General features: G+C 70.9%; 17 protein-coding genes. 13 read left to right on the top strand and 4 right to left on the bottom strand.

The genetic code is table 11. From position 1 onward, the window contains the following. Positions 1 to 20: 20 nt before the first annotated feature. Both H149_RS0100790 and H149_RS0100785 read right to left on the bottom strand, forming a co-directional pair. A complete protein-coding gene (locus tag H149_RS0100790) occupies positions 21 to 1,109 on the bottom strand; it encodes an NAD(P)H-dependent flavin oxidoreductase (RefSeq protein WP_020647817.1) in 1,089 nt (362 codons plus the stop codon). A gap of 15 nt (positions 1,110 to 1,124) precedes the next feature. Continuing rightward, positions 1,125 to 1,724 (bottom strand): CGNR zinc finger domain-containing protein, encoded by a 600-nt coding sequence (locus tag H149_RS0100785; RefSeq protein WP_020647816.1) that lies wholly within the window; start codon positions 1,722 to 1,724, stop codon positions 1,125 to 1,127. Positions 1,725 to 1,847: 123 nt separating this feature from the next. Here H149_RS0100785 and H149_RS0100780 point away from each other — a divergent pair, with 123 nt between their 5' ends. The 9 genes from H149_RS0100780 to H149_RS0100740 all read left to right on the top strand — a co-directional run bounded on the left by H149_RS0100780 (position 1,848) and on the right by H149_RS0100740 (position 12,690). Then, positions 1,848 to 2,744, top strand: a complete 897-nt coding sequence (locus H149_RS0100780; protein WP_020647815.1) for an alpha/beta fold hydrolase — start codon at positions 1,848 to 1,850, stop codon at positions 2,742 to 2,744. Between the two features lie 47 nt (positions 2,745 to 2,791). Beyond that, positions 2,792 to 3,328 (top strand): carboxymuconolactone decarboxylase family protein, encoded by a 537-nt coding sequence (locus tag H149_RS0100775; protein ID WP_020647814.1) that lies wholly within the window; start codon positions 2,792 to 2,794, stop codon positions 3,326 to 3,328. 96 nt (positions 3,329 to 3,424) lie between these two features. Then, the gene (locus H149_RS0100770; protein ID WP_020647813.1) at positions 3,425 to 4,084 is read left to right on the top strand and encodes a YceH family protein; all 660 of its coding nucleotides are present in this window, start codon (positions 3,425 to 3,427) and stop codon (positions 4,082 to 4,084) included. A 110-nt stretch (positions 4,085 to 4,194) separates the two neighbouring features. After that, positions 4,195 to 5,586 carry an ethanolamine ammonia-lyase subunit EutB gene (locus H149_RS0100765; RefSeq protein WP_020647812.1) on the top strand — a complete coding sequence of 464 codons (1,392 nt, stop codon included), beginning with the start codon at positions 4,195 to 4,197 and terminating at the stop codon, positions 5,584 to 5,586. 8 nt (positions 5,587 to 5,594) lie between these two features. Then, a complete protein-coding gene (gene eutC / locus H149_RS0100760) occupies positions 5,595 to 6,428 on the top strand; it encodes an ethanolamine ammonia-lyase subunit EutC (RefSeq protein ID WP_020647811.1) in 834 nt (277 codons plus the stop codon). Then, the gene (eat, locus tag H149_RS0100755) at positions 6,421 to 7,821 is read left to right on the top strand and encodes an ethanolamine permease (RefSeq protein WP_020647810.1); all 1,401 of its coding nucleotides are present in this window, start codon (positions 6,421 to 6,423) and stop codon (positions 7,819 to 7,821) included. Before eutC ends, eat begins: the two co-directional genes overlap by 8 nt. Before the next feature lie 153 nt (positions 7,822 to 7,974). Then, entirely contained in the window at positions 7,975 to 9,015 is a 1,041-nt protein-coding gene (gene qhpR, locus H149_RS0100750; RefSeq protein ID WP_051101761.1) for an AraC-like transcriptional regulator QhpR, read from the top strand. A gap of 281 nt (positions 9,016 to 9,296) precedes the next feature. Then, entirely contained in the window at positions 9,297 to 12,200 is a 2,904-nt protein-coding gene (locus H149_RS0100745; RefSeq protein ID WP_020647808.1) for a DUF748 domain-containing protein, read from the top strand. Positions 12,201 to 12,222: 22 nt separating this feature from the next. After that, the gene (locus tag H149_RS0100740; RefSeq protein ID WP_020647807.1) at positions 12,223 to 12,690 is read left to right on the top strand and encodes an OsmC family protein; all 468 of its coding nucleotides are present in this window, start codon (positions 12,223 to 12,225) and stop codon (positions 12,688 to 12,690) included. Between the two features lie 36 nt (positions 12,691 to 12,726). Here H149_RS0100740 and H149_RS0100735 read toward each other — a convergent pair whose 3' ends face one another. Together H149_RS0100735 and H149_RS0100730 are read right to left on the bottom strand one after the other, a co-directional pair. Then, positions 12,727 to 12,960, bottom strand: coding sequence for a thioredoxin family protein (locus tag H149_RS0100735; RefSeq protein WP_020647806.1), 234 nt, complete (start codon positions 12,958 to 12,960; stop codon positions 12,727 to 12,729). 29 nt (positions 12,961 to 12,989) lie between these two features. Next, the gene (locus H149_RS0100730; RefSeq protein WP_026352729.1) at positions 12,990 to 13,994 is read right to left on the bottom strand and encodes a permease; all 1,005 of its coding nucleotides are present in this window, start codon (positions 13,992 to 13,994) and stop codon (positions 12,990 to 12,992) included. Between the two features lie 340 nt (positions 13,995 to 14,334). Between H149_RS0100730 and H149_RS0100725 the strand changes: the two genes are divergently transcribed. The 4 genes from H149_RS0100725 to H149_RS0100710 all read left to right on the top strand — a co-directional run bounded on the left by H149_RS0100725 (position 14,335) and on the right by H149_RS0100710 (position 17,326). Further along, positions 14,335 to 16,077: a phosphoethanolamine transferase gene (locus H149_RS0100725; protein ID WP_020647804.1), complete on the top strand. Its 1,743-nt coding sequence runs from the start codon at positions 14,335 to 14,337 to the stop codon at positions 16,075 to 16,077. Between the two features lie 107 nt (positions 16,078 to 16,184). Next, positions 16,185 to 16,538: a hypothetical protein gene (locus H149_RS0100720; RefSeq protein ID WP_020647803.1), complete on the top strand. Its 354-nt coding sequence runs from the start codon at positions 16,185 to 16,187 to the stop codon at positions 16,536 to 16,538. Beyond that, positions 16,535 to 16,933: a GFA family protein gene (locus H149_RS0100715; RefSeq protein WP_020647802.1), complete on the top strand. Its 399-nt coding sequence runs from the start codon at positions 16,535 to 16,537 to the stop codon at positions 16,931 to 16,933. The genes H149_RS0100720 and H149_RS0100715 overlap by 4 nt, the downstream gene beginning before the upstream one ends. Before the next feature lie 12 nt (positions 16,934 to 16,945). After that, entirely contained in the window at positions 16,946 to 17,326 is a 381-nt protein-coding gene (locus H149_RS0100710) for a YciI family protein (protein WP_020647801.1), read from the top strand. Positions 17,327 to 17,411: the final 85 nt, after the last annotated feature.

Here is a 17,411-nt window from a genome sequence, read left to right as displayed (position 1 = left end):
CCGCGCCGGCGCGGCGGCGCTCAGACGCCGATGCGCGCCAGGGCCTCGGCGATCAGGCGCCGGGTCAGCGCCTCGGCGTCGACGCCGGTCGCGAGCGCGCGGCTCAGTGCCGCCGCCTGCCCGGACCACAGCGACTGGAAGTCGCCGCTGCCGGCGGCTTCGGCTTTGGCGCGCAGCGGCGCCAGCGCGGTGCCGGCGAGCGGGAAGGCCGGGGCATCGGCGCTGAGCGGGCCGAGCTCGCGCATCAGGCGGTTCATCAGGCTGCGCGCCGGCCGGCCGCTGAAGACATTGGTCAGCGCCGTGCCGTCGTCGCGCGCGCCGGCCAGCGCGGCGCGGTGCACGGCGGCGACATGGGCCTGCGGCGTGTAGAGATACGCGGTGCCGATCTGCACGGCCGCTGCGCCGAGCGCGAACGCGGCGGCGATGCCGCGCGCGTCGCCGATACCGCCGGCGGCGATCACCGGCACCGCGACCGCATCGACGACTTGCGGCAGCAGCGCGAACAGGCCCGGCTGCGTGGCGACGTCGTCGCACAGGAACAGGCCGCGATGGCCGCCGGCCTCGGCGCCCTGCGCGATCACCGCGTCGACACCGCGCGCCGCCAGCCAGCGCGCCTCGGCGACGGTGGTCGCCGAAGCCAGCACCGTCGCGCCGGTGGCGCGCACGCGCGCCAGCAGCGCCGTCTCCGGCAGGCCGAAGTGGAAGCTGACCGTGGACGGCCGCAGCGCCTCGACCAGCGCGCAGGTCTCGGCATCGAACGGCCGGCGGCTGGCGCCGGCCGCCGCCGTCGGCTCGGCGCCGAGCTCGGCGTAATACGGCTGCAGCCGCGCTCGCCAGCGCGCGAGCGCCGCAGTGTCGTCCGGCGGCGGCGTGTGGCAGAAGAAGTTGAGATTCAGCGGCGCGTCCGGCAGCGCCGCGCGAAAGCGCGCGACTTCGTCGCCGATCTGCGCGGTCGACAGCATCGCGCAGGGGATCGAGCCGAGCGCGCCGGCGCGTGCGACGGCGAGCGCCAGCGCCGCGCCCTGCGCGCCGGCCATCGGCGCCTGGATCAGCGGATGCTCGATGCGCAGCAGCGTCGCGGCGCGACGCTCGGGCCAGTGTCGGTGCATGCGCGGGCTCCCGGCTCAGGCCTGCTGGCGGCGGCGGAACTCGGCGACCTTATGGCGGTTGCCGCAGACCGCCATGCTGCACCAGCGCCGCTTGTGCGACTTGGTGCGGTCGTAGAACCAGAGGATGCAGTCGGGGTGCTCGCAGCGGCGCACGAGCGTGAAGTCGCCTTCGACCAGCAGCTCGGCGGCCTGCTCGGCGAGCGGCGCGAGCCGTGCGCGCGGCGCCGTGCTGACATAGGTCCAGAGCAGATGCGGCGCCTCGCCGCGGGCCCAGGCCAGCTGGGCGTAGCTGCTCGCCTCGCGCAGGAATTCGTTGAGCACCGCTGGATCGCCGCGGCGGCCGGCCTTGCGCTGCTCGACCAGCGCGCGCACCGCCTCGCGCAGCCGGCGCGCCTCGGCGAGCAGTTCGCCGTGCGCATCGCGCGCTTCGCCGCCGCCGGCGCCGTAGCCGGCCTTCTCCAGCCAGCGCTCGACGTCGGCGTCGCTCTGCCAGAAATCGACGGTCGCGCCTTCGGGCCGCGCGACCGTGTTCAGCAGATCGAGCGCCGGGTGATCGCCGACGAAATAGGGCTGATGGCCGCTGGGCGGGGGAGGCAGGGACTGCGGGGCCGGCATGACGTTTCTCCGATGGCGCACTGTAACCTCTAACTTGCCTATTGACAAGTTACAAAATCTAGCTACTCTGGGCGCCGCAGTAACCGTTAAAACACATTTAAAAAGTTACATAGAGGCCCATTCATGCCAGCCGACCGCGTCGCCGCCGAGTTCGCCGCAGCATCCGTCCACCATCGCCATGTCGAAGCCGACGGCGTGCGCGTCTTCTACCGCGAGGCCGGCCCGGCCGACGCGCCGCTCGTGCTGCTGCTGCACGGTTTCCCGAGCTCCTCGCACATGTTCCGCGGGCTGATCCCGCTTCTGGCGCAGCACTACCGCGTGATCGCGCCGGACCTGCCGGGCTTCGGTTTCACGGAAGTGCCGGCGGCGCGCGGCTACGTCTATACGTTCGAGGCGCTGGCGCGGACCGTCGACGCCTTCACCGCGGCGCTCGGGCTGCACCGCTATGCGCTCTATGTCTTCGACTACGGCGCGCCGACCGGCTACCGCCTCGCGCTCGCCCATCCCGAGCGCGTCAGCGCGATCGTGTCGCAGAACGGCAACGCCTACCTCGACGGTCTCGGCGATGCCTGGGAGCCGATCCGGCGCTACTGGGCCGAGCCGAGTGCGGCGCATCGCGAGGGCCTGCGCGAGATCCTGTCGCTGGCCGGCACGCGCTGGCAGTACGAACACGGCGCGCCGGACGCGAGCCTGATCGCGCCGGAGGCCTACGTGCTCGACACGCTGTTGATGCAGCGGCCGGGCAATGCCGAGATCCAGCTCGATCTGTTCCTCGACTACGCCAGCAATCTGGCGCTGTATCCGGCGTTCCAGCAGTACTTCCGCACCACGCAGGTGCCGCTGCTGGCGATCTGGGGTCGTTACGACCCGTTCTTCGTCCCGGCCGGCGCCGAGGCCTATCGCCGCGACAACCGCAACGCCGTGGTCGAGCTGCTCGACACCGGCCACTTCGCGCTCGAAACGCACGCCGCGCAGATCGCCGCGCGCATCCGCGCCGTGCTCGGCGCGGCGATCGTCTGAATCCCGATTGCCGTTCCTCCCCCCCCCGAAGCAAAAGGAGCATTGCCATGAGCCGTCTCACCATCAGCCCCATCGCCCGGGCCGCCGGCGACACCGCCGAGCTGTACGCCGGCCTGCAGCGCGCGATCGGCAAGGTGCCGAACCTGTACGCGACGATCGGCACGCACGCGCCGCTGGTGCTCGCGCAGGTCCTGCAGAACGGCGCCGCGCTGAAGCGCGCATCGCTGGCGCCGCGCGAGCAGGAAGCGATCAATCTGGCGATCAGCGAGGCGACCGGCTGCGACTACTGCATCGCCGCGCACACGCTCGCCGCCAAGCGCGCCGGCTACAGCGACGCGCAGGCGCGCGCGCTGCGCAGCGGCGCCTACGCCGAGGACGCCCGCATCGACGCGCTGATCCGTTTCGCGCTGCGCCTGCTGCGCGAGCGCGGCACGCTGGCCGCCGAGCACGTCGAGGCGCTGCGCGCCGCCGGCTACACCGATCGCCAGCTGGTCGAGATTCCGCAGGCCGTCGCCGCGATCCTGTTCACGAACATGGTCAACCGCATCAACGACACCACGCTCGATTTCCCGACGCCGGCCTGACCGGTGCGCACGGGGCCCGCCGGCGGACGGGCCCTGCCCCGCGCGTTGCCGCGCTGGGCTACGATGCGGCCCCCGACGCCCTGCCCGTGCGCATCCATGTCCGAAATCCTGCTGAATCCGAACGAGGCGCGCGTCGTCGCCTCGCTCGTCGAGAAGTCGCTGACGACGCCGCAGTACTACCCGATGACGGTCAACGCCATCATGCTGGCCGCCAACCAGAAGAGCTCGCGCAGTCCGGTGATGCAGCTCGGCGAGGGCGAGGTCGGCAACGCGCTGAACCAGCTCGAGGAGCTCAAGCTGGTCGGCCGCGACAGCTTCAGCGGCCGGGCGCAGAAATGGCGGCACCAGTTTCTGCATCAGATGCTGCTCAAGCCGCAGACCCAGGCGGTGCTGGTGACGCTGATGTTGCGCGGCCCGCAGACCATCGCCGAGCTGCGCGCCAACGCGTCCGGCCTCAACGGCCCGGGCGACGACGACGGCGTGCGCGCCGCGCTCGACGACCTCGCCGACCGCGCCCAGCCGCTGGTCGTGCAGCTGCCGCGCGCGCCGGGCCAGTCGGCGGTGCGCTATGCGCATCTTCTGTGCGGCGCCGATGCGGTGCCGGCACCGGAAGCGGGCGCGGCGGCGCCCGAACGGCGCGCCGAGCCGGGCCGGATGGCCGCGCTGGAAGCCCGCATCGAGGCACTCGAAGCGCGGATTGCCGAGCTTGAACAACAGCTTGGCGTCAGCCCGCCGACCGCGGGCAGTGCCGACTGAAGACCGCGGCCGCCGCCCGGCGGCCTGTGTCCAGATGTCAAACGCGCTGGCAGAGCGCGTGCGTATGAACGGCTGTCGTCCCCGCGCGGGACTCGCTTTGCGATCCGTTCATGGCGCTGTACCAGACCCGCATCGGCACCCGTGGCTACCGCTTCGACGATCTGAAGGCGGTGCTGGCCTGTGCGTCGCCGCGGCGCTCGGGCGACGAGCTGGCGGGTCTGGCCGCTGAGAACGACGAGCAGCGCGTCGCCGCGCGCCGTGTGCTCGCCGGGCTGCCGCTGCGCCACTTCCTCGACGAAGCGCTGGTGCCATACGAGGACGACGAAGTCACGCGCCTGATCGTCGACACGCACGACGCCGCGGCCTTCGCGCCGGTCGCTCATCTGACGGTCGGCGAGTTTCGCGACTGGCTGCTCTCGTACGACGCGACCGGCGCGGCGCTGGGCGCGCTGGCGCCGGGCCTGACGCCGGAAATGGTCGCCGCGGTCAGCAAGCTGATGCGCAACCAGGATCTGATCGCGGTGGCCGCCAAGTGCCGCGTCGTCACCGCGTTTCGCACCACGCTCGGCCTGCCCGGCCGGCTCGGCTCGCGCCTGCAGCCGAACCATCCGACCGACGATCCGATGGGCATCGCCGCCTCGACGCTCGACGGCCTGCTGTTCGGCATCGGCGACGCGGTGATCGGCATCAACCCGGCGAGCGATTCGGTGCCGGACACCATTCGCCTGCTCGACATGCTCGACGAGCTGCGCCAGCGCTTCGAGATCCCGACGCAGTCCTGCGTGCTCGCGCACATCACCACCAGCCTGCGCGCGATCGAGCGCGGCGCGCCGCTTGATCTCGTGTTCCAGTCGATCGCCGGCAGCGAAGCGGCCAACCGCGGTTTCGGCATCGATCTCGCCGTGCTGCGCGAAGGCCTGGACGCGGCGCGCTCGCTGAAGCGCGGCACGGTCGGCGACAACGTCATGTACTTCGAGACCGGCCAGGGTTCGGCGCTGTCGGCCGACGCGCACCACGGTGTCGACCAGCAGACCATGGAGGTGCGCGCCTACGCGGTGGCGCGCGCGTTCGAGCCGCTGCTGGTCAATACGGTGGTCGGCTTCATCGGTCCGGAATATCTGTACGACGCCAAGCAGATCATCCGCGCCGGCCTCGAGGACCACTGCTGCGGCAAGCTGCTCGGCCTGCCGATGGGCGTCGACGTCTGCTACACCAACCACGCCGAAGCCGATCAGGACGACATGGACACGCTGATGACGCTGCTGGCGACGGCCGGCGTCAACTTCGTGATCGCGGTGCCGGGCGCCGACGACGTGATGCTCAGCTACCAGAGCCTGTCGTATCACGACGTCCTGGGCCTGCGGCATCTCACCGAGCGCCGGCCGGCGCCGGAGTTCGAAGCCTGGCTCGCCCGCATCGGCCTGCTCGACGCGAACGGCGCGCTGCCGCCGCCGGCGCGCGATGCGCGCGCACTGCGCCAGCTGCTGGCACTGAACGGTTGACGGGCACGATGAACGAACTGCCGCCCGACACGCCGTCCGACGATCCGCGCCAGGACCCGTTCGCGCGCTGGCGAACGGCGACGCGCGCGCGCATCGGCCTCGGCCGCGCCGGCGACGCCTTGCCGACCGCGGCGCTGCTCGATTTCCAGGCGGCGCATAGCCGCGCCCGCGACGCCGTGCACGGCCGCGTCGATTTCGACGCCATCGCCGCGCAGCTGGCCGGCACCTTCGCGGCGCCGCCGCTGCGCGTGCGCTCGCGCGCCGCCGACCGTTCCGTCTACCTGCGCCGTCCCGACCTCGGCCGCCGCGTGCACGCCGACGATCTGCCGCAGCTGCAGGCTGCGGCCGGCGGCGACGCGGGTTTCGAGCTGGCGTTCGTGGTCGCCGACGGCCTGTCGGCGGCCGCCGTCAACGCGCACGCCGCGCCGCTGCTCGCACAGCTTGCGCCGCGGCTCGCCGGCTGGCGGCTGGCGCCGGTGGTGCTCGCCAGCCAGGCGCGCGTCGCGCTCGGCGACGAGGTCGCCGAGGCGCTCGGCGCGCGCCTGGTCGCGGTGCTGATCGGCGAGCGTCCAGGCCTGTCGGTCGCCGACAGCCTCGGCATCTACCTGACCTACGCGCCGCGCGTCGGCTGCCGCGACGCCGCGCGCAACTGCATCTCGAACATCCATGCCGACGGGCTCGGCTACGCGCGCGCCGCCGACACGCTGTGCTGGCTGCTCGCCGAGGCGCGGCGCCTGCGCCTGACCGGCGTCGCGCTCAAGCTCGACGCGCCGGCGGCGGCACTGGGCAACAGCGGTACCTCCATCACCTCTGGGGACATTGGGAGCAGCAGTCATGAGTGAAGAAACCAAGCCGGTGCTCAAGAAGAGCCTGAGTGGCTGGCATCTGTGGGGCATCGCCGTCGGCCTCGTCATTTCCGGCGAATACTTCGGCTGGAGCTACGGCTGGGCCTCGGCCGGCACGCTCGGCTTCCTGGTCACGACGGCGCTGGTCGCCGTGATGTACGCGACCTTCATCTTCAGCTTCACCGAGCTGACCACGGCGATTCCGCACGCCGGCGGACCGTTCGCGTACAGCTACCGCGCGTTCGGGCCATTCGGCGGCTTCATCGCCGGCTTCGCGACGCTGATCGAGTTCGTGTTCGCGCCGCCGGCGATCGCGCTGTCGATCGGCGCCTATCTCAACGTCCAGTTTCCGGCACTCGATCCGAAGCTGGCCGCGGTCGGCGCGTATCTGATCTTCATGACGCTCAACATCGCCGGCGTCACCATCGCCGCGACCTTCGAGCTGTGCGTGACGCTGCTGGCGATCTTCGAGCTGCTGGTGTTCATGGGCGTGGTCTCGCCCGGCTTCTCGTGGAGCCACTTCGCCGCCAACGGCTGGGCCGGCGCGTCGACGTTCTCGGGCGCGGCGATCGGCGGCATCTTCGCGGCGATTCCGTTCGCGATCTGGTTCTTCCTCGCCATCGAGGGCGCGGCGATGGCCGCCGAGGAAACCCGGGAGCCGAAGAAGGTCATTCCGAAAGCCTACGTCGGCGGCATCCTGACGCTGGTGGTGCTGGCGTTCGGCGTGATGTTCTTCGCCGGCGGCGTCGGCGACTGGTCGAAGCTGTCGAACATCAACGACCCGCTGCCGCAGGCGATGAAGATCGTCGTCGGCGAATCGAGCGGCTGGCTGCACATGCTGGTGTGGATCGGTCTGTTCGGCCTGATCGCCTCGTTCCACGGCATCATCATGGGCTACTCGCGGCAGATCTTCGCGATGGCGCGCGCCGGCTACCTGCCGGGCTTCTTCGCCACCGTGCACCCGAAGCGCAAGACGCCGCACTGGGCGATCCTCGCCGGCGGTGCGATCGGCATCCTGGCGATCTTCTCGGATACGTTCGTCCAGATCGGCGGCCAGCCGCTGACCGCGAACATCGTCACCATGTCGGTGTTCGGCGCGATCCTGCTCTACATCGTCTCGATGCTGAGCCTGTTCAAGCTGCGCCGCTCCGAGGCGACGCTGGAGCGGCCGTTCAGGGCGCCGTTCTATCCGCTCTTCCCGGCGATCGCGCTGGTCCTCGCCGTCGTGTTCCTGGCGACGATGATCTACTTCAACCAGATCGTCTTCCTGCTGTTCCTCGGCCTGTTCGCGATCAGCCTCGTGTTCTATTTCCTCAGCAAGAACGCGCGTGCCGAGGCGCTGCAAGCCGACGCCATGCTCAGCGCCGCGCCCGGCGCGACGCCGGGCTGAATCGGCCGCTCCCCGGCCGCCGGGCGGAATTCCCCGGCGCCGGCCTGCCGGCTTGCACGCTTCTTGCTGAGTGCAAGACGGTGGCTCGGGGAGCGCGGTAGCGGTAGCGGGGCCGCGACGGGGGTCGCGGCCCCATTTTTGCGAGGTGGGCCGATGCCGATCGCCCGGACTGTGGACGCCGCGCCGCCGCGGCACGTACTGGCTGCCGCCGCGAGCGGCGTGACGCGCTTCATCGCCGCCGAGGGCGGCGACGCCGCGCGCGTGCTCGAACGCGCTGGCGTGCCGGCCGAGCGCATCGCCGAGCCGCTGCTGCCGCTCGATCTCGGCGCCTACTGCGCGATGATGGAACTGGCCGCCGCCGACACCGGCGATGCCAACTTCGGCCTGCGCTTCGGCCAGCAGTTCGAGCCCGAGCAGCTTGGCCTGATCGGCCATATCGCGCTCGCCGCGCCGACGCTCGGCGCCGCCCTCGAAGCCTTCGCCGGGCTGTTCCCGTTCCACCAGCAGGTCACCGAAACGCGCTTCGCGCGCAGCGGCGACACGCTGCGCCTCGAATACCGCATCCTCGACGGCCGCATCGTCGAGCGCCGCCAGGATGCCGAGCTGACGATGGGCATGTTCGCCAACGTGCTGCGCCGCTGTCTGGGCCGCGACTGGGCGCCGGACGAGGTGCAGTTCGAGCATCCGCAGCCGGGCGACGCCCGCGAGCACCGTCAGGCTTTCGCGGCGCCGGCGCGCTTCGGCCAGCGCAGCAACGCGCTGCTGTTCCGCTGCCGCGATCTCGAGCGGCCGATGCCGGGCCGCGATCCGGCCGCCTTCGTCGCGCTGCGCGAGGAACTGCGCCGCGTCGCCGGCAGCACCGGCGCGCTGGGCTTCATCGACCGCGTGCGCGGCGAGCTGCGCTCGCGGCTGTCGAGCGGCTATCCGCATGTCGACCAGATCGCCGCGGCCCTTGGCCTCGCGCGCTGGACCCTGCAGCGCCGCCTCGCCGCGCACGGCTGCAGCTACGCCGGGCTGGTCGAGGACGTGCGCCGCGAGCTGGCGACGCGCTATCTCGCCGAACGCCATCTGCCGGTCGGCGACATCGCCGGCCTGCTCGGCTATTCCGAACTCAGCGCCTTCACGCGCGCTTTCCTGCGCTGGTTCGGCGTGGCGCCGACGCAGGCGCGCCGCCGGCAGGACGCACCGCTGTAGGCCAGCGCTTCGCATCGCCGGCGAACGCTCCGGAACCGGCCGATCCTGCTGCGTGGCCGGACCGCTTCGATGAACGCCCTGTCCCGACGAGCGTCGGGAAGAAGGAATCGGTTCGCGCCATGCGCCGCGCCGGCGTTTCCTTCGCCGCTTCGCCCTCGCCATCCGCAGGCGCGCCGCACGGCCGCGATCGTCATTCCGGCCGCAGCCCTTGGGCGCGCCCGCGTGCGCATGCCAGAATCCGCGCCGCCGAGTCGCGGCGATGATTCCGGAGCCTTCAGGCCATGCACGCCTTCCTGACCCTGCTGCGCCGTCGGTGGGTGGCCTTGAGCGTGACGGCCGGCATGCTGCTGCTGTACACGCTGCTCGGCTTCCTGCTGGTGCCGCACGTCGCGCGCTCGGCGCTCGGCGACTACGTCGAGCAGCAGCTCGGCCGCCACCTCGCGATCGGCGCGCTGCGCTTCAATCCCTACACCTTCGTGGTCCGCGTCGACGACCTCAAGCTGACCGAGGCGGCCGGCGCGCCGCTGCTCGGCTTCTCCTCGCTGGTCGTCAATTTCGAGCCGTGGACCTCGCTGTTCACGCGCTCGATCGCCTTCAAGGAACTGACGCTGGCCGGACCGGACGTCAACGTCGTCATCGCCGCCGACGGCACGCTCAATCTCGCCAGGCTCGCCCCGCCCGCGGAAGAACCCAAGCCGGCCGCAAGCGAAGCGGCGACGATCCCGCGCATCCGGGTCGGCGCGCTGACGGTCAGCGACGGCCGTGTCGCCTTCGAGGACCGCAGCCGGCCGCAGCCGTTCCGCACTGAACTCAAGCCGATCCGCTTCGCGCTCACCGATTTCCGCACGACCGCGGACTACCAGAACGTCTACCGCTTCGACGCGGCGAGCGCCGCCGGCGAGCGCTTCGACTGGTCCGGAAAATTCACCGTGCAGCCGCTCGGCTCGCAGGGCGATTTTGGCGTGCATGGTCTGCTCGCCACGACCATCGCCGACTATCTGCAGGACCAGCTGCCGGTGCAGCTGCGCTCCGGCAGCATCGATCTGAACGGGCACTACACGTTCGCACTGCAACCGGCGCTCGATGTCGGCGTGACGCTGCCGGCGATCACCCTGCGCGACGTCGCCGTCGCTGCGCGCGATGGCGGCGACGGCGCACCGCCGGTCGCCGTGCGGCAGCTCGGCGTCGACACGCTGGCTTTCTCGCTCGCGCGCCGCGAGCTGACGATCAAGGCCGTGACCATCGACGGCGCGAAGCTCGACGTGCGCCGCGAGCGTGATGGCAGCCTCAATCTGATGAAGCTCGCCGGCGGCGAGCCGGCAAAGGCCGCCGCCGCGCCTGCCAAGGAAGCGCCGGCCGCGCCGGCCGACGCGACGGCGCCGCCGATGCGCATCGCCGTCGCGCGCGTGCAGCTCAGCGATGCCGCCGTCGCCTTCGAGGACCGCACCACGCAACCGGCGGCGCGCTTCATGCTGGCACCGATCGCGGCGAGCGTCGGCGGCTACCGCAACGATGCGGACGCCACACTCGATATCGACGCGCAGCTCGGCATCGACGGCCGCGCCCAGCTGTCGGCGCGCGGCACGACGCGCCTGCAGCCGCTGAGCGCGCAGCTCGCGCTGCAGCTCGACGGCTTCCCGCTCGCGTCCGTGCAGCCTTACGTGGCGCAGGCGGCCGAAGCGACCGTGCACAGCGGCACGCTGGCCGTCAAAGGCGATCTCGACCTCGCGCAGGCGGCGGATGGCACGATGCCGCTGCGCTTTCGCGGCGGCGTGAAGGTCGACGGCTTTCGCGCCAGTGGCAGCGGCGAGGGCCAGGGGCCGCACGACGATTTCGCGCGCTGGAAGCAGCTGGCGATCGCCGGCATCGATTTCTCGCTGGCGCCCGACCGGCTCGGCATCGAGCGCATCACGCTGACGCAGCCCTACGGCCGCGTCGTGATCAATCCCGACCAGACGCTCAACGTCGCGCAGATCCTCAAGCCGGCGGCACCGGCCGCGGCGAGCGCCGCGCCGCCGCCGAAGACGGCGAAGAGCGGCGCCGCCGGCGCGGCGATGCCGATCCGCGTCAAGGAAATCCGCATCAACGACGGCTCGGCCTTCTTCGCCGATCGCTCGATCGAGCCCTCGTTCGCGGCCGGCATCGTCAAGCTGCGCGGCGGCGTGAGCAATCTTTCCAGCGATCCGAAATCGCGGGCGACGATCCGGCTCGACGGCCAGGTCGACCGCTATTCACCGGTCGAGATCCGCGGCACTTCGAGCCTGCTCGCGGCGACCGAATACACGGACGTGACGCTCGCCTTCCGCAACATGGAACTGACCACGTTCAATCCGTATTCCGGCAAGTTCGCCGGCTACAACATCGCCAAGGGCAAGCTGACCACGGAGCTGTCGTACAAGATCAGCGCCCGCGAGCTCGAAGCCGAGCACCACGTCATCGTCGACCAGCTCGAATTCGGCGAAGCGACCAACTCGAAGGATGCGGCGCCGCTGCCGATCAAGCTCGCCGTCGCCTTGCTCAAGGACCGCCGCGGTGTCATCGATCTCGAACTGCCGGTGCGCGGCAGCCTCGACGATCCGGACTTCAAGTACGGCAAGATCGTCTGGAAGGTGCTCGGCAACATCGTGACGAAGATCGTCACCGCGCCGTTCGCCGCGCTCGGCTCGCTGTTCGGCGGCGGCGACGAGCTGTCGTACGTCGACTTCCCGGCCGGTGCCGCGACGCTGACGGCGCGCGCTGCCGGCAAGCTCGATACCCTCGGCAAGGCCCTCGTCGAGCGGCCGCAGCTCAAGCTCGAAGTGCCGGTCATCGTCGCCGATGCCGACCGCGACGCCCTGGCGCGCAGCGCGCTCGCCGCGCGGCTGCCGGCCGATCTCGCCGACGACAAGGCGCGCCTGCGGGCCTTCGAGAAGCTGCACCGGGAGCTGCTGAAGCAGCCGGTGAAATATCCGGACGGCAGCGACGAGACGGCGGCGCGCATTGCCTACGTCGAACCGCTGCTGCTCGCCAGACTGGCGCCGTCCGACGAAGCGCTGCAGCAGCTTGGCCACGCGCGCGCGCAGGCCGTGCAGGGGGCGCTGCTGGCCAAGCCCGATCTCAGCGCCGAACGCATTTTCATCACCAACGGCGCCGCGGCGAAGCCGGGCGACGAGGGCATGGTGCGCATGGAGCTGAAGCTGCAGTAGCCGCACGATCGGGAGAAAAGCGATGGGGCTTTACCGCGCCGAAGTGTTGTGGACGCGCGACGGGCAGGACTTCCTCGACAACCGTTACAGCCGTCGCCACCTGTTGCGCTTCGACGGCGGCGTCGAGCTGGCGGGCTCGTCGTCGCCGCTGGTCGTGCCGCTGCCGTGGTCGGACGCCACCGCGGTCGATCCGGAGGAGCTGTTCGTCGCCGCGCTGGCGAGCTGCCACATGCTGTGGTTCCTGTCGATCGCCGCCAGGCGCGGCTTTCGCGTCGAGCGCTATGCCGATGCCGCCAGCGGCGTGATGGCGCGCGACGGCAGCCAGCGCCTCGCGATGACCGTGGTCACGCTGCGGCCGGCGGTGACGTTCAGCGACGAGCGCCGGCCGACGCGCGACGAACTGCTGGCGATGCACCACGAGGCGCACGAGGCCTGCTTCATCGCCAACTCGGTGAAGACCGAGGTGCGCTGCGAGCCGGTCGGCGACTGAGCGCCGGCGCCGCGGCGCCATCGGTGTGGCCGGGTCCTAATGGCGCAGCAGCGCCTCGATCTCGCTCGCGGCCAGCACCTTGCCGGTCGACACCACCTTGCCGTCGACCACCAGCGCCGGCGTCGACATCACGCCGTGCGCGGCGATCTGCGCCACGTCGGTGACCTTGACGATCTCGGCGTCCTGGCCGAGATGATCGAGCGCCGCGCGCGTGTTGTCGGCGAGGGCGACGCACTTGCGGCAGCCGGAACCGAGAATCTTGACCTGCATGGGAGTCTCCTGGATCGAGCGCTGCGCGCTCAGGTGAGCAGCGGCGCGAAGCTGTTGAACAGATAGCCGATGACGATGATGCCGAGCAGCACGATGCCGACGAACAGGCTCAGCAGCGGCGTCCGTACCACTTTCTTCAGCATGATCAGCGACGGCAGCGACAGCGCCGTCACCGACATCATGAACGCCAGCGCGGTGCCGAGGCCGACACCCTTGGCGACCAGCGCCTCGGCGATCGGCAAGGTGCCGAAGATGTCGGCGTAGATCGGCACCGCGATCAGCGCCGCCAGCGGCACCGACCACCAGTGCTCCTCGCCGAGCAGGGCGCCGATGAGGCTGGCCGGAATCCAGTTGTGGATCGCGGCGCCGATGCCGACGCCGACCAGTACGTAAATCCAGACCCGGCCGAAGATCTCGGCGACCTGTGCGGCCGCGTACTTCATGCGGTCCGCAGGGTGCAGCTGTTCCTGCGGCAGGTCGAGCACCGGACTGTGCAGCACGAACGGCTCGATGTAGCGCTCCATGCGCGCCTGCCCGATCAGCGTGCCGCCGATCACCGCGAGCACGATGCCGACCAGCACGTAGGCGATCGCGATCGTCCAGTTGAACACGCTGGCGAGCAGGATCAGCGAGGCCATGTCGACCAGCGGCGACGAAATCAGGAACGAGAAGGTCACCGACAGCGGCAGGCCGGAGCTGGTGAAACCGATGAACAGCGGAATCGACGAGCACGAGCAGAACGGCGTGAGCGTGCCCAGCAGGGCCCCGCTCAGATTGGCCTTGAAGCCGCGCATGCCGCCGAGCAGGCGCCGCGTGCGCTCCGGCGGAAAGTAGCTCTGCACCCAGGAGATGGCGAAGATCAGCACCGACAGCAGGATGAAGATCTTGATGACGTCGTAGATGAAGAAATGCAGGCTGGCGCCGACGCGCGTCGCCACGTCCAGGCCGAAGACCCGTTCGACGAGCACGCGGACCAGATCGCTCAGCCACTGCATGCGCAGCAGCTGGTCGTTGAGCCATTCCAGCAATCCCACGGTTTCTCGCTCCGGTTGGTTGGCCGCCGGCACCGGGCCGCGGTGCGCCGGCGGGTCCTGCGGGCGGTACGCGGATCGCGATCCGGCATCCTGGCCTCGACGTGCGGACCAGCATCGGGCTTCGGCGCAGCGGGGGCATTGATGCGCATCAAGCGGCGTCGCGCGCCGCCCGGCGAGACTTCGTGCGGGCTCGACTTCGGGCCCGCGGAGGCGGCTGATGGCGGCGCACTAACAAAGCGTTGACGCGGTACTTCCGAGAATGCGCGGTGTTTTTTTCGGAAGAGTCGAGCGCTACGTGTCCACGGAATCAACCATCTCGAAGACGCCAGCCGCCGCTGGCATGCCGCGTTCGCTGCCCGGCGCGGGGCTGTTGGCCTGGCTGCAGCGTTCGGCGCTGGAGCTGCTGGCCGGACGCATCGAGATCTCGGCGCTGTCGCTCGTCGTGCTGGTGGTCTTCTACCTCGCCACGACCCAGAACTTCGCCCTCGCCCACGCCGTCGTCAATTCGCTGCCGTCGCCGTTCACGGCGCAGGAATGGCGCATCGTCGGCTCGGTGGCGATCACGCTCGTCAACCTGCTGTTCCTGATGCTGGTGCCGTTCAGCGCGCCGCGCGTGGTCAAGCCGCTGGCGATCGCGATGCTGCTGACCGCCGCGGGCTGCAGCTACTTCATGGACACTTTCGGCGCGGTCATCGACAAGTCGATGATCCAGAACGTGGCGCGCACCGACGCGCACGAGGCCGGCGACCTGCTGCGCGGCTGGTTCTGGCTGCACATGGCCGTGTTCGGCCTGCTGCCGGCGGCGATCGTGCAGCGCCTGCGCGTGCGCCGCGAGAACGCCTGGCCGGCGCTGGCGCGCCGTGCCGGTCTGGTGCTCGGCATCCTCGTGCTGCAGCTCGCCGTGCTCGGCCTGCAGTACAACGCGCTGTCGTTCTGGGGCCGCAACCATCGCGAGATCCGCCTGCTGATCAACCCGTTCGCGCCGGTCAACGCGGCGATCCGCTACGTCGGCAGTCAGCTGCCGAAGGGCCGGCAGAAGCCGTTGCAGCTGATCGCCGCCGACGCCGTGCTCGCGGCGCCGGCCCGCGAGCGGCCGCTGCTGGTCGTCTGGGCGGTCGGCGAGACCGCGCGCGCCGAGAACTTCGAGCTGAACGGCTATCACCGGCCAACCAATGCGGCGCTGTCCAAGGTGCCGGATCTCGTCAATTACGAGAACGCCAGCTCCTGCGGCACGGCCACGGCCGTGTCGGTGCCGTGCATGTTCTCCGGCATGAAGCGCGCGCAGTACAAGGAGAGCCGCGCCGAGCGCCAGGAGAACCTGCTCGACGTGTTCGCGCGCCTGCATCTCGGCGTGCAGTGGTGGGACAACAACTCCGGCTGCCAGGGCGTCTGCAAGCGCATCGAATCCGTGCGCCTCGACAACGCCAATGATCCAGCCTACTGCGACGCCAATGGCTGCAAGGACGGCATCCTGCTCAAGGGCCTGGATGACGCGATGCCCGCGGCCGGCGCGGCCAAGCTGCTGGTGCTGCACATGCAGGGCAGCCACGGCCCGGCCTACTTCAAGCGCTACCCGGAATCGGCGCGCGTGTTCACGCCGGATTGCCGCGACGAGAACGTGCAGCGCTGCTCGCGCGAGGAAGTGGTCAACGCCTACGACAACACGCTGGCTTATTCGGACAGCGTGCTCGCCGAGCTGATCGCGCGCCTGCGCCAGCGGCAGGACGTCGATTCCGTCGTCATCTACGTCTCCGACCACGGCGAGAGTCTCGGCGAGAACGGCGTCTACCTGCACGGCCTGCCGTACTCGATCGCGCCGTCGCAGCAGACGCACGTGCCGCTGATGGCCTGGTTCTCGGACGGTGCGCGCCGCTCGCTCGGCGTGGACCTGGCCTGCGTGCAGCGCGGCGCCGAAGCGCCGGTGTCGCAGGACAACCTGTTCCACACCGTGCTCGGCCTGTTCTCGGTGCAGACCTCGGCCTACGAGAAGGACGAGGACCTGTTCGCGTCCTGCCGCAAGGCGGCCCCGTCGCTCGCCGGCGACGCCGCCCCGGCCCCGGCCGGCAAGGCCCGGCAGGGTTGAGGTGCGCCGCGGGCGCAACGCCCGCGGTCTGCTTTTCGCGTCGCTCCGGGCGCGGACCACAACGGCCGGTCCGCGCCGCGGGAGGCTGGCGACAGGCGCCGATGGCAATGGCGAAGGCCGGCCGCATCAGCTGTCGTCTGCGCCGCGAAGACGCTAAGGTGCGCGCATCCGATGAAGGGCGCGCCGTCATGCCTGCCGATCTGCCGACGCTGCATCATGATCCGACCTCCGGGCCGTCGCGCGCGGGGCGCGGGTTCAGTCTCGACGCCGGCATGGCGCTGCGCGTCGAACCGGTGCCACTGACGCGCGGCGAGCACGGCCGGCCCGCGCCTGCCGCGATCGATCCGCGCCATCGGAGGCCGGCGCTGCTGATGCCGTTCTGCCCCGGCGTGCCGCCGTCGTCGCCCGCTCGCGCGGGCGGCCGTGCACAACCCGGTGCGGACGAAGGAGCGCTGCGATGACGAACGGACATTGCCTGTGCGGCGGCGTGCGCTTCCGCATCGACGCCGAGCTGGCGCCGATCCAGCTCTGCCACTGCGCGCAGTGCCGGCGCGCGCAGGGCAGTGCGTTCGCCGCCAACATCCCGGTGCCGGCGGCGGCGTTCCACCTGCTCGCCGGCGAGGAACTGCTGACGGCCTACGCCTCCTCGCCCGGCAAGCAGCGCGTGTTCTGCTCGCGCTGCGGCTCGCCGGTCTACAGCCGCCGCGACGCGCACCCGGACGTCCTGCGCGTGCGCGCCGGCCTGCTCGACGAGCCGCTGGCGACGCGGCCGGGCCTGCACATCCACGTCGCCTCGCAGGCCGGCTGGTGGACGATCGCCGACGCGCTGCCGCGCCACGACGCTTCGGCGCCCTGAGGAAGGAATGCGATGAAAGAACACGCCGAATTTCTCGTTCTCTCGCGTGGCCAGTGGGATGCCGACGCGCCGACCGAGGTGATCCAGGAAGCGATCGATCGCTTCTATGCCTGGCACGACCGCCTCGCCGCCGAAGGCCACCTGCGTCCCGGCCAGCGTCTGGCGCCCGAACGGCGTCTGGTGACGCGGCAGGGCGTGGTCGACGGGCCGTATGCGGAAGCCAAAGAGGTGATCGGCGGCTACTGGCACATCCTCGCCGCCGATCTCGACGCGGCGGCGGCGATCGCCGCGCAGAATCCCTGCCTCGCGGTCGGGCTGGCGTTCGAGATCCGCCCGATCGAGCCGGTCTGCGCGAGCGCTTCCCTCGTCACCTGCGAGACGCCGCGGCGCTGAGCGCTGCGCGTCGAAGGCTTCGGCGAAGCACCGGACCCGGGAGCTCCGCCGGCGCGCGCGGCGCATGAAAAAAAGCGCCCGGCCT

The organism is Solimonas variicoloris DSM 15731, assembly GCF_000382285.1.
GTDB classification, from domain to species: domain Bacteria; phylum Pseudomonadota; class Gammaproteobacteria; order Nevskiales; family Nevskiaceae; genus Solimonas; species Solimonas variicoloris.
Note: the sequence above shows the minus strand (reverse complement) of the source record. Positions and strands in the feature narration are given on the sequence as shown.

Coding starts and splice junctions, on each gene's coding strand:
- H149_RS0100775 (WP_020647814.1), top strand. CDS start 2,792: ATGAGCCGTCTCACCATCAGCCCCATCGCCCGGGCCGCCGGCGACACC.
- H149_RS0100785 (WP_020647816.1), bottom strand. CDS start 1,724: ATGCCGGCCCCGCAGTCCCTGCCTCCCCCGCCCAGCGGCCATCAGCCC.
- H149_RS0100780 (WP_020647815.1), top strand. CDS start 1,848: ATGCCAGCCGACCGCGTCGCCGCCGAGTTCGCCGCAGCATCCGTCCAC.
- qhpR (WP_051101761.1), top strand. CDS start 7,975: ATGCCGATCGCCCGGACTGTGGACGCCGCGCCGCCGCGGCACGTACTG.
- eutC (WP_020647811.1), top strand. CDS start 5,595: ATGAACGAACTGCCGCCCGACACGCCGTCCGACGATCCGCGCCAGGAC.
- H149_RS0100725 (WP_020647804.1), top strand. CDS start 14,335: ATGCCGCGTTCGCTGCCCGGCGCGGGGCTGTTGGCCTGGCTGCAGCGT.
- H149_RS0100720 (WP_020647803.1), top strand. CDS start 16,185: ATGGCGAAGGCCGGCCGCATCAGCTGTCGTCTGCGCCGCGAAGACGCT.
- H149_RS0100770 (WP_020647813.1), top strand. CDS start 3,425: ATGTCCGAAATCCTGCTGAATCCGAACGAGGCGCGCGTCGTCGCCTCG.
- H149_RS0100710 (WP_020647801.1), top strand. CDS start 16,946: ATGAAAGAACACGCCGAATTTCTCGTTCTCTCGCGTGGCCAGTGGGAT.
- H149_RS0100765 (WP_020647812.1), top strand. CDS start 4,195: ATGGCGCTGTACCAGACCCGCATCGGCACCCGTGGCTACCGCTTCGAC.
- H149_RS0100745 (WP_020647808.1), top strand. CDS start 9,297: ATGCACGCCTTCCTGACCCTGCTGCGCCGTCGGTGGGTGGCCTTGAGC.
- H149_RS0100735 (WP_020647806.1), bottom strand. CDS start 12,960: ATGCAGGTCAAGATTCTCGGTTCCGGCTGCCGCAAGTGCGTCGCCCTC.
- H149_RS0100790 (WP_020647817.1), bottom strand. CDS start 1,109: ATGCACCGACACTGGCCCGAGCGTCGCGCCGCGACGCTGCTGCGCATC.
- H149_RS0100740 (WP_020647807.1), top strand. CDS start 12,223: ATGGGGCTTTACCGCGCCGAAGTGTTGTGGACGCGCGACGGGCAGGAC.
- H149_RS0100715 (WP_020647802.1), top strand. CDS start 16,535: ATGACGAACGGACATTGCCTGTGCGGCGGCGTGCGCTTCCGCATCGAC.
- eat (WP_020647810.1), top strand. CDS start 6,421: ATGAGTGAAGAAACCAAGCCGGTGCTCAAGAAGAGCCTGAGTGGCTGG.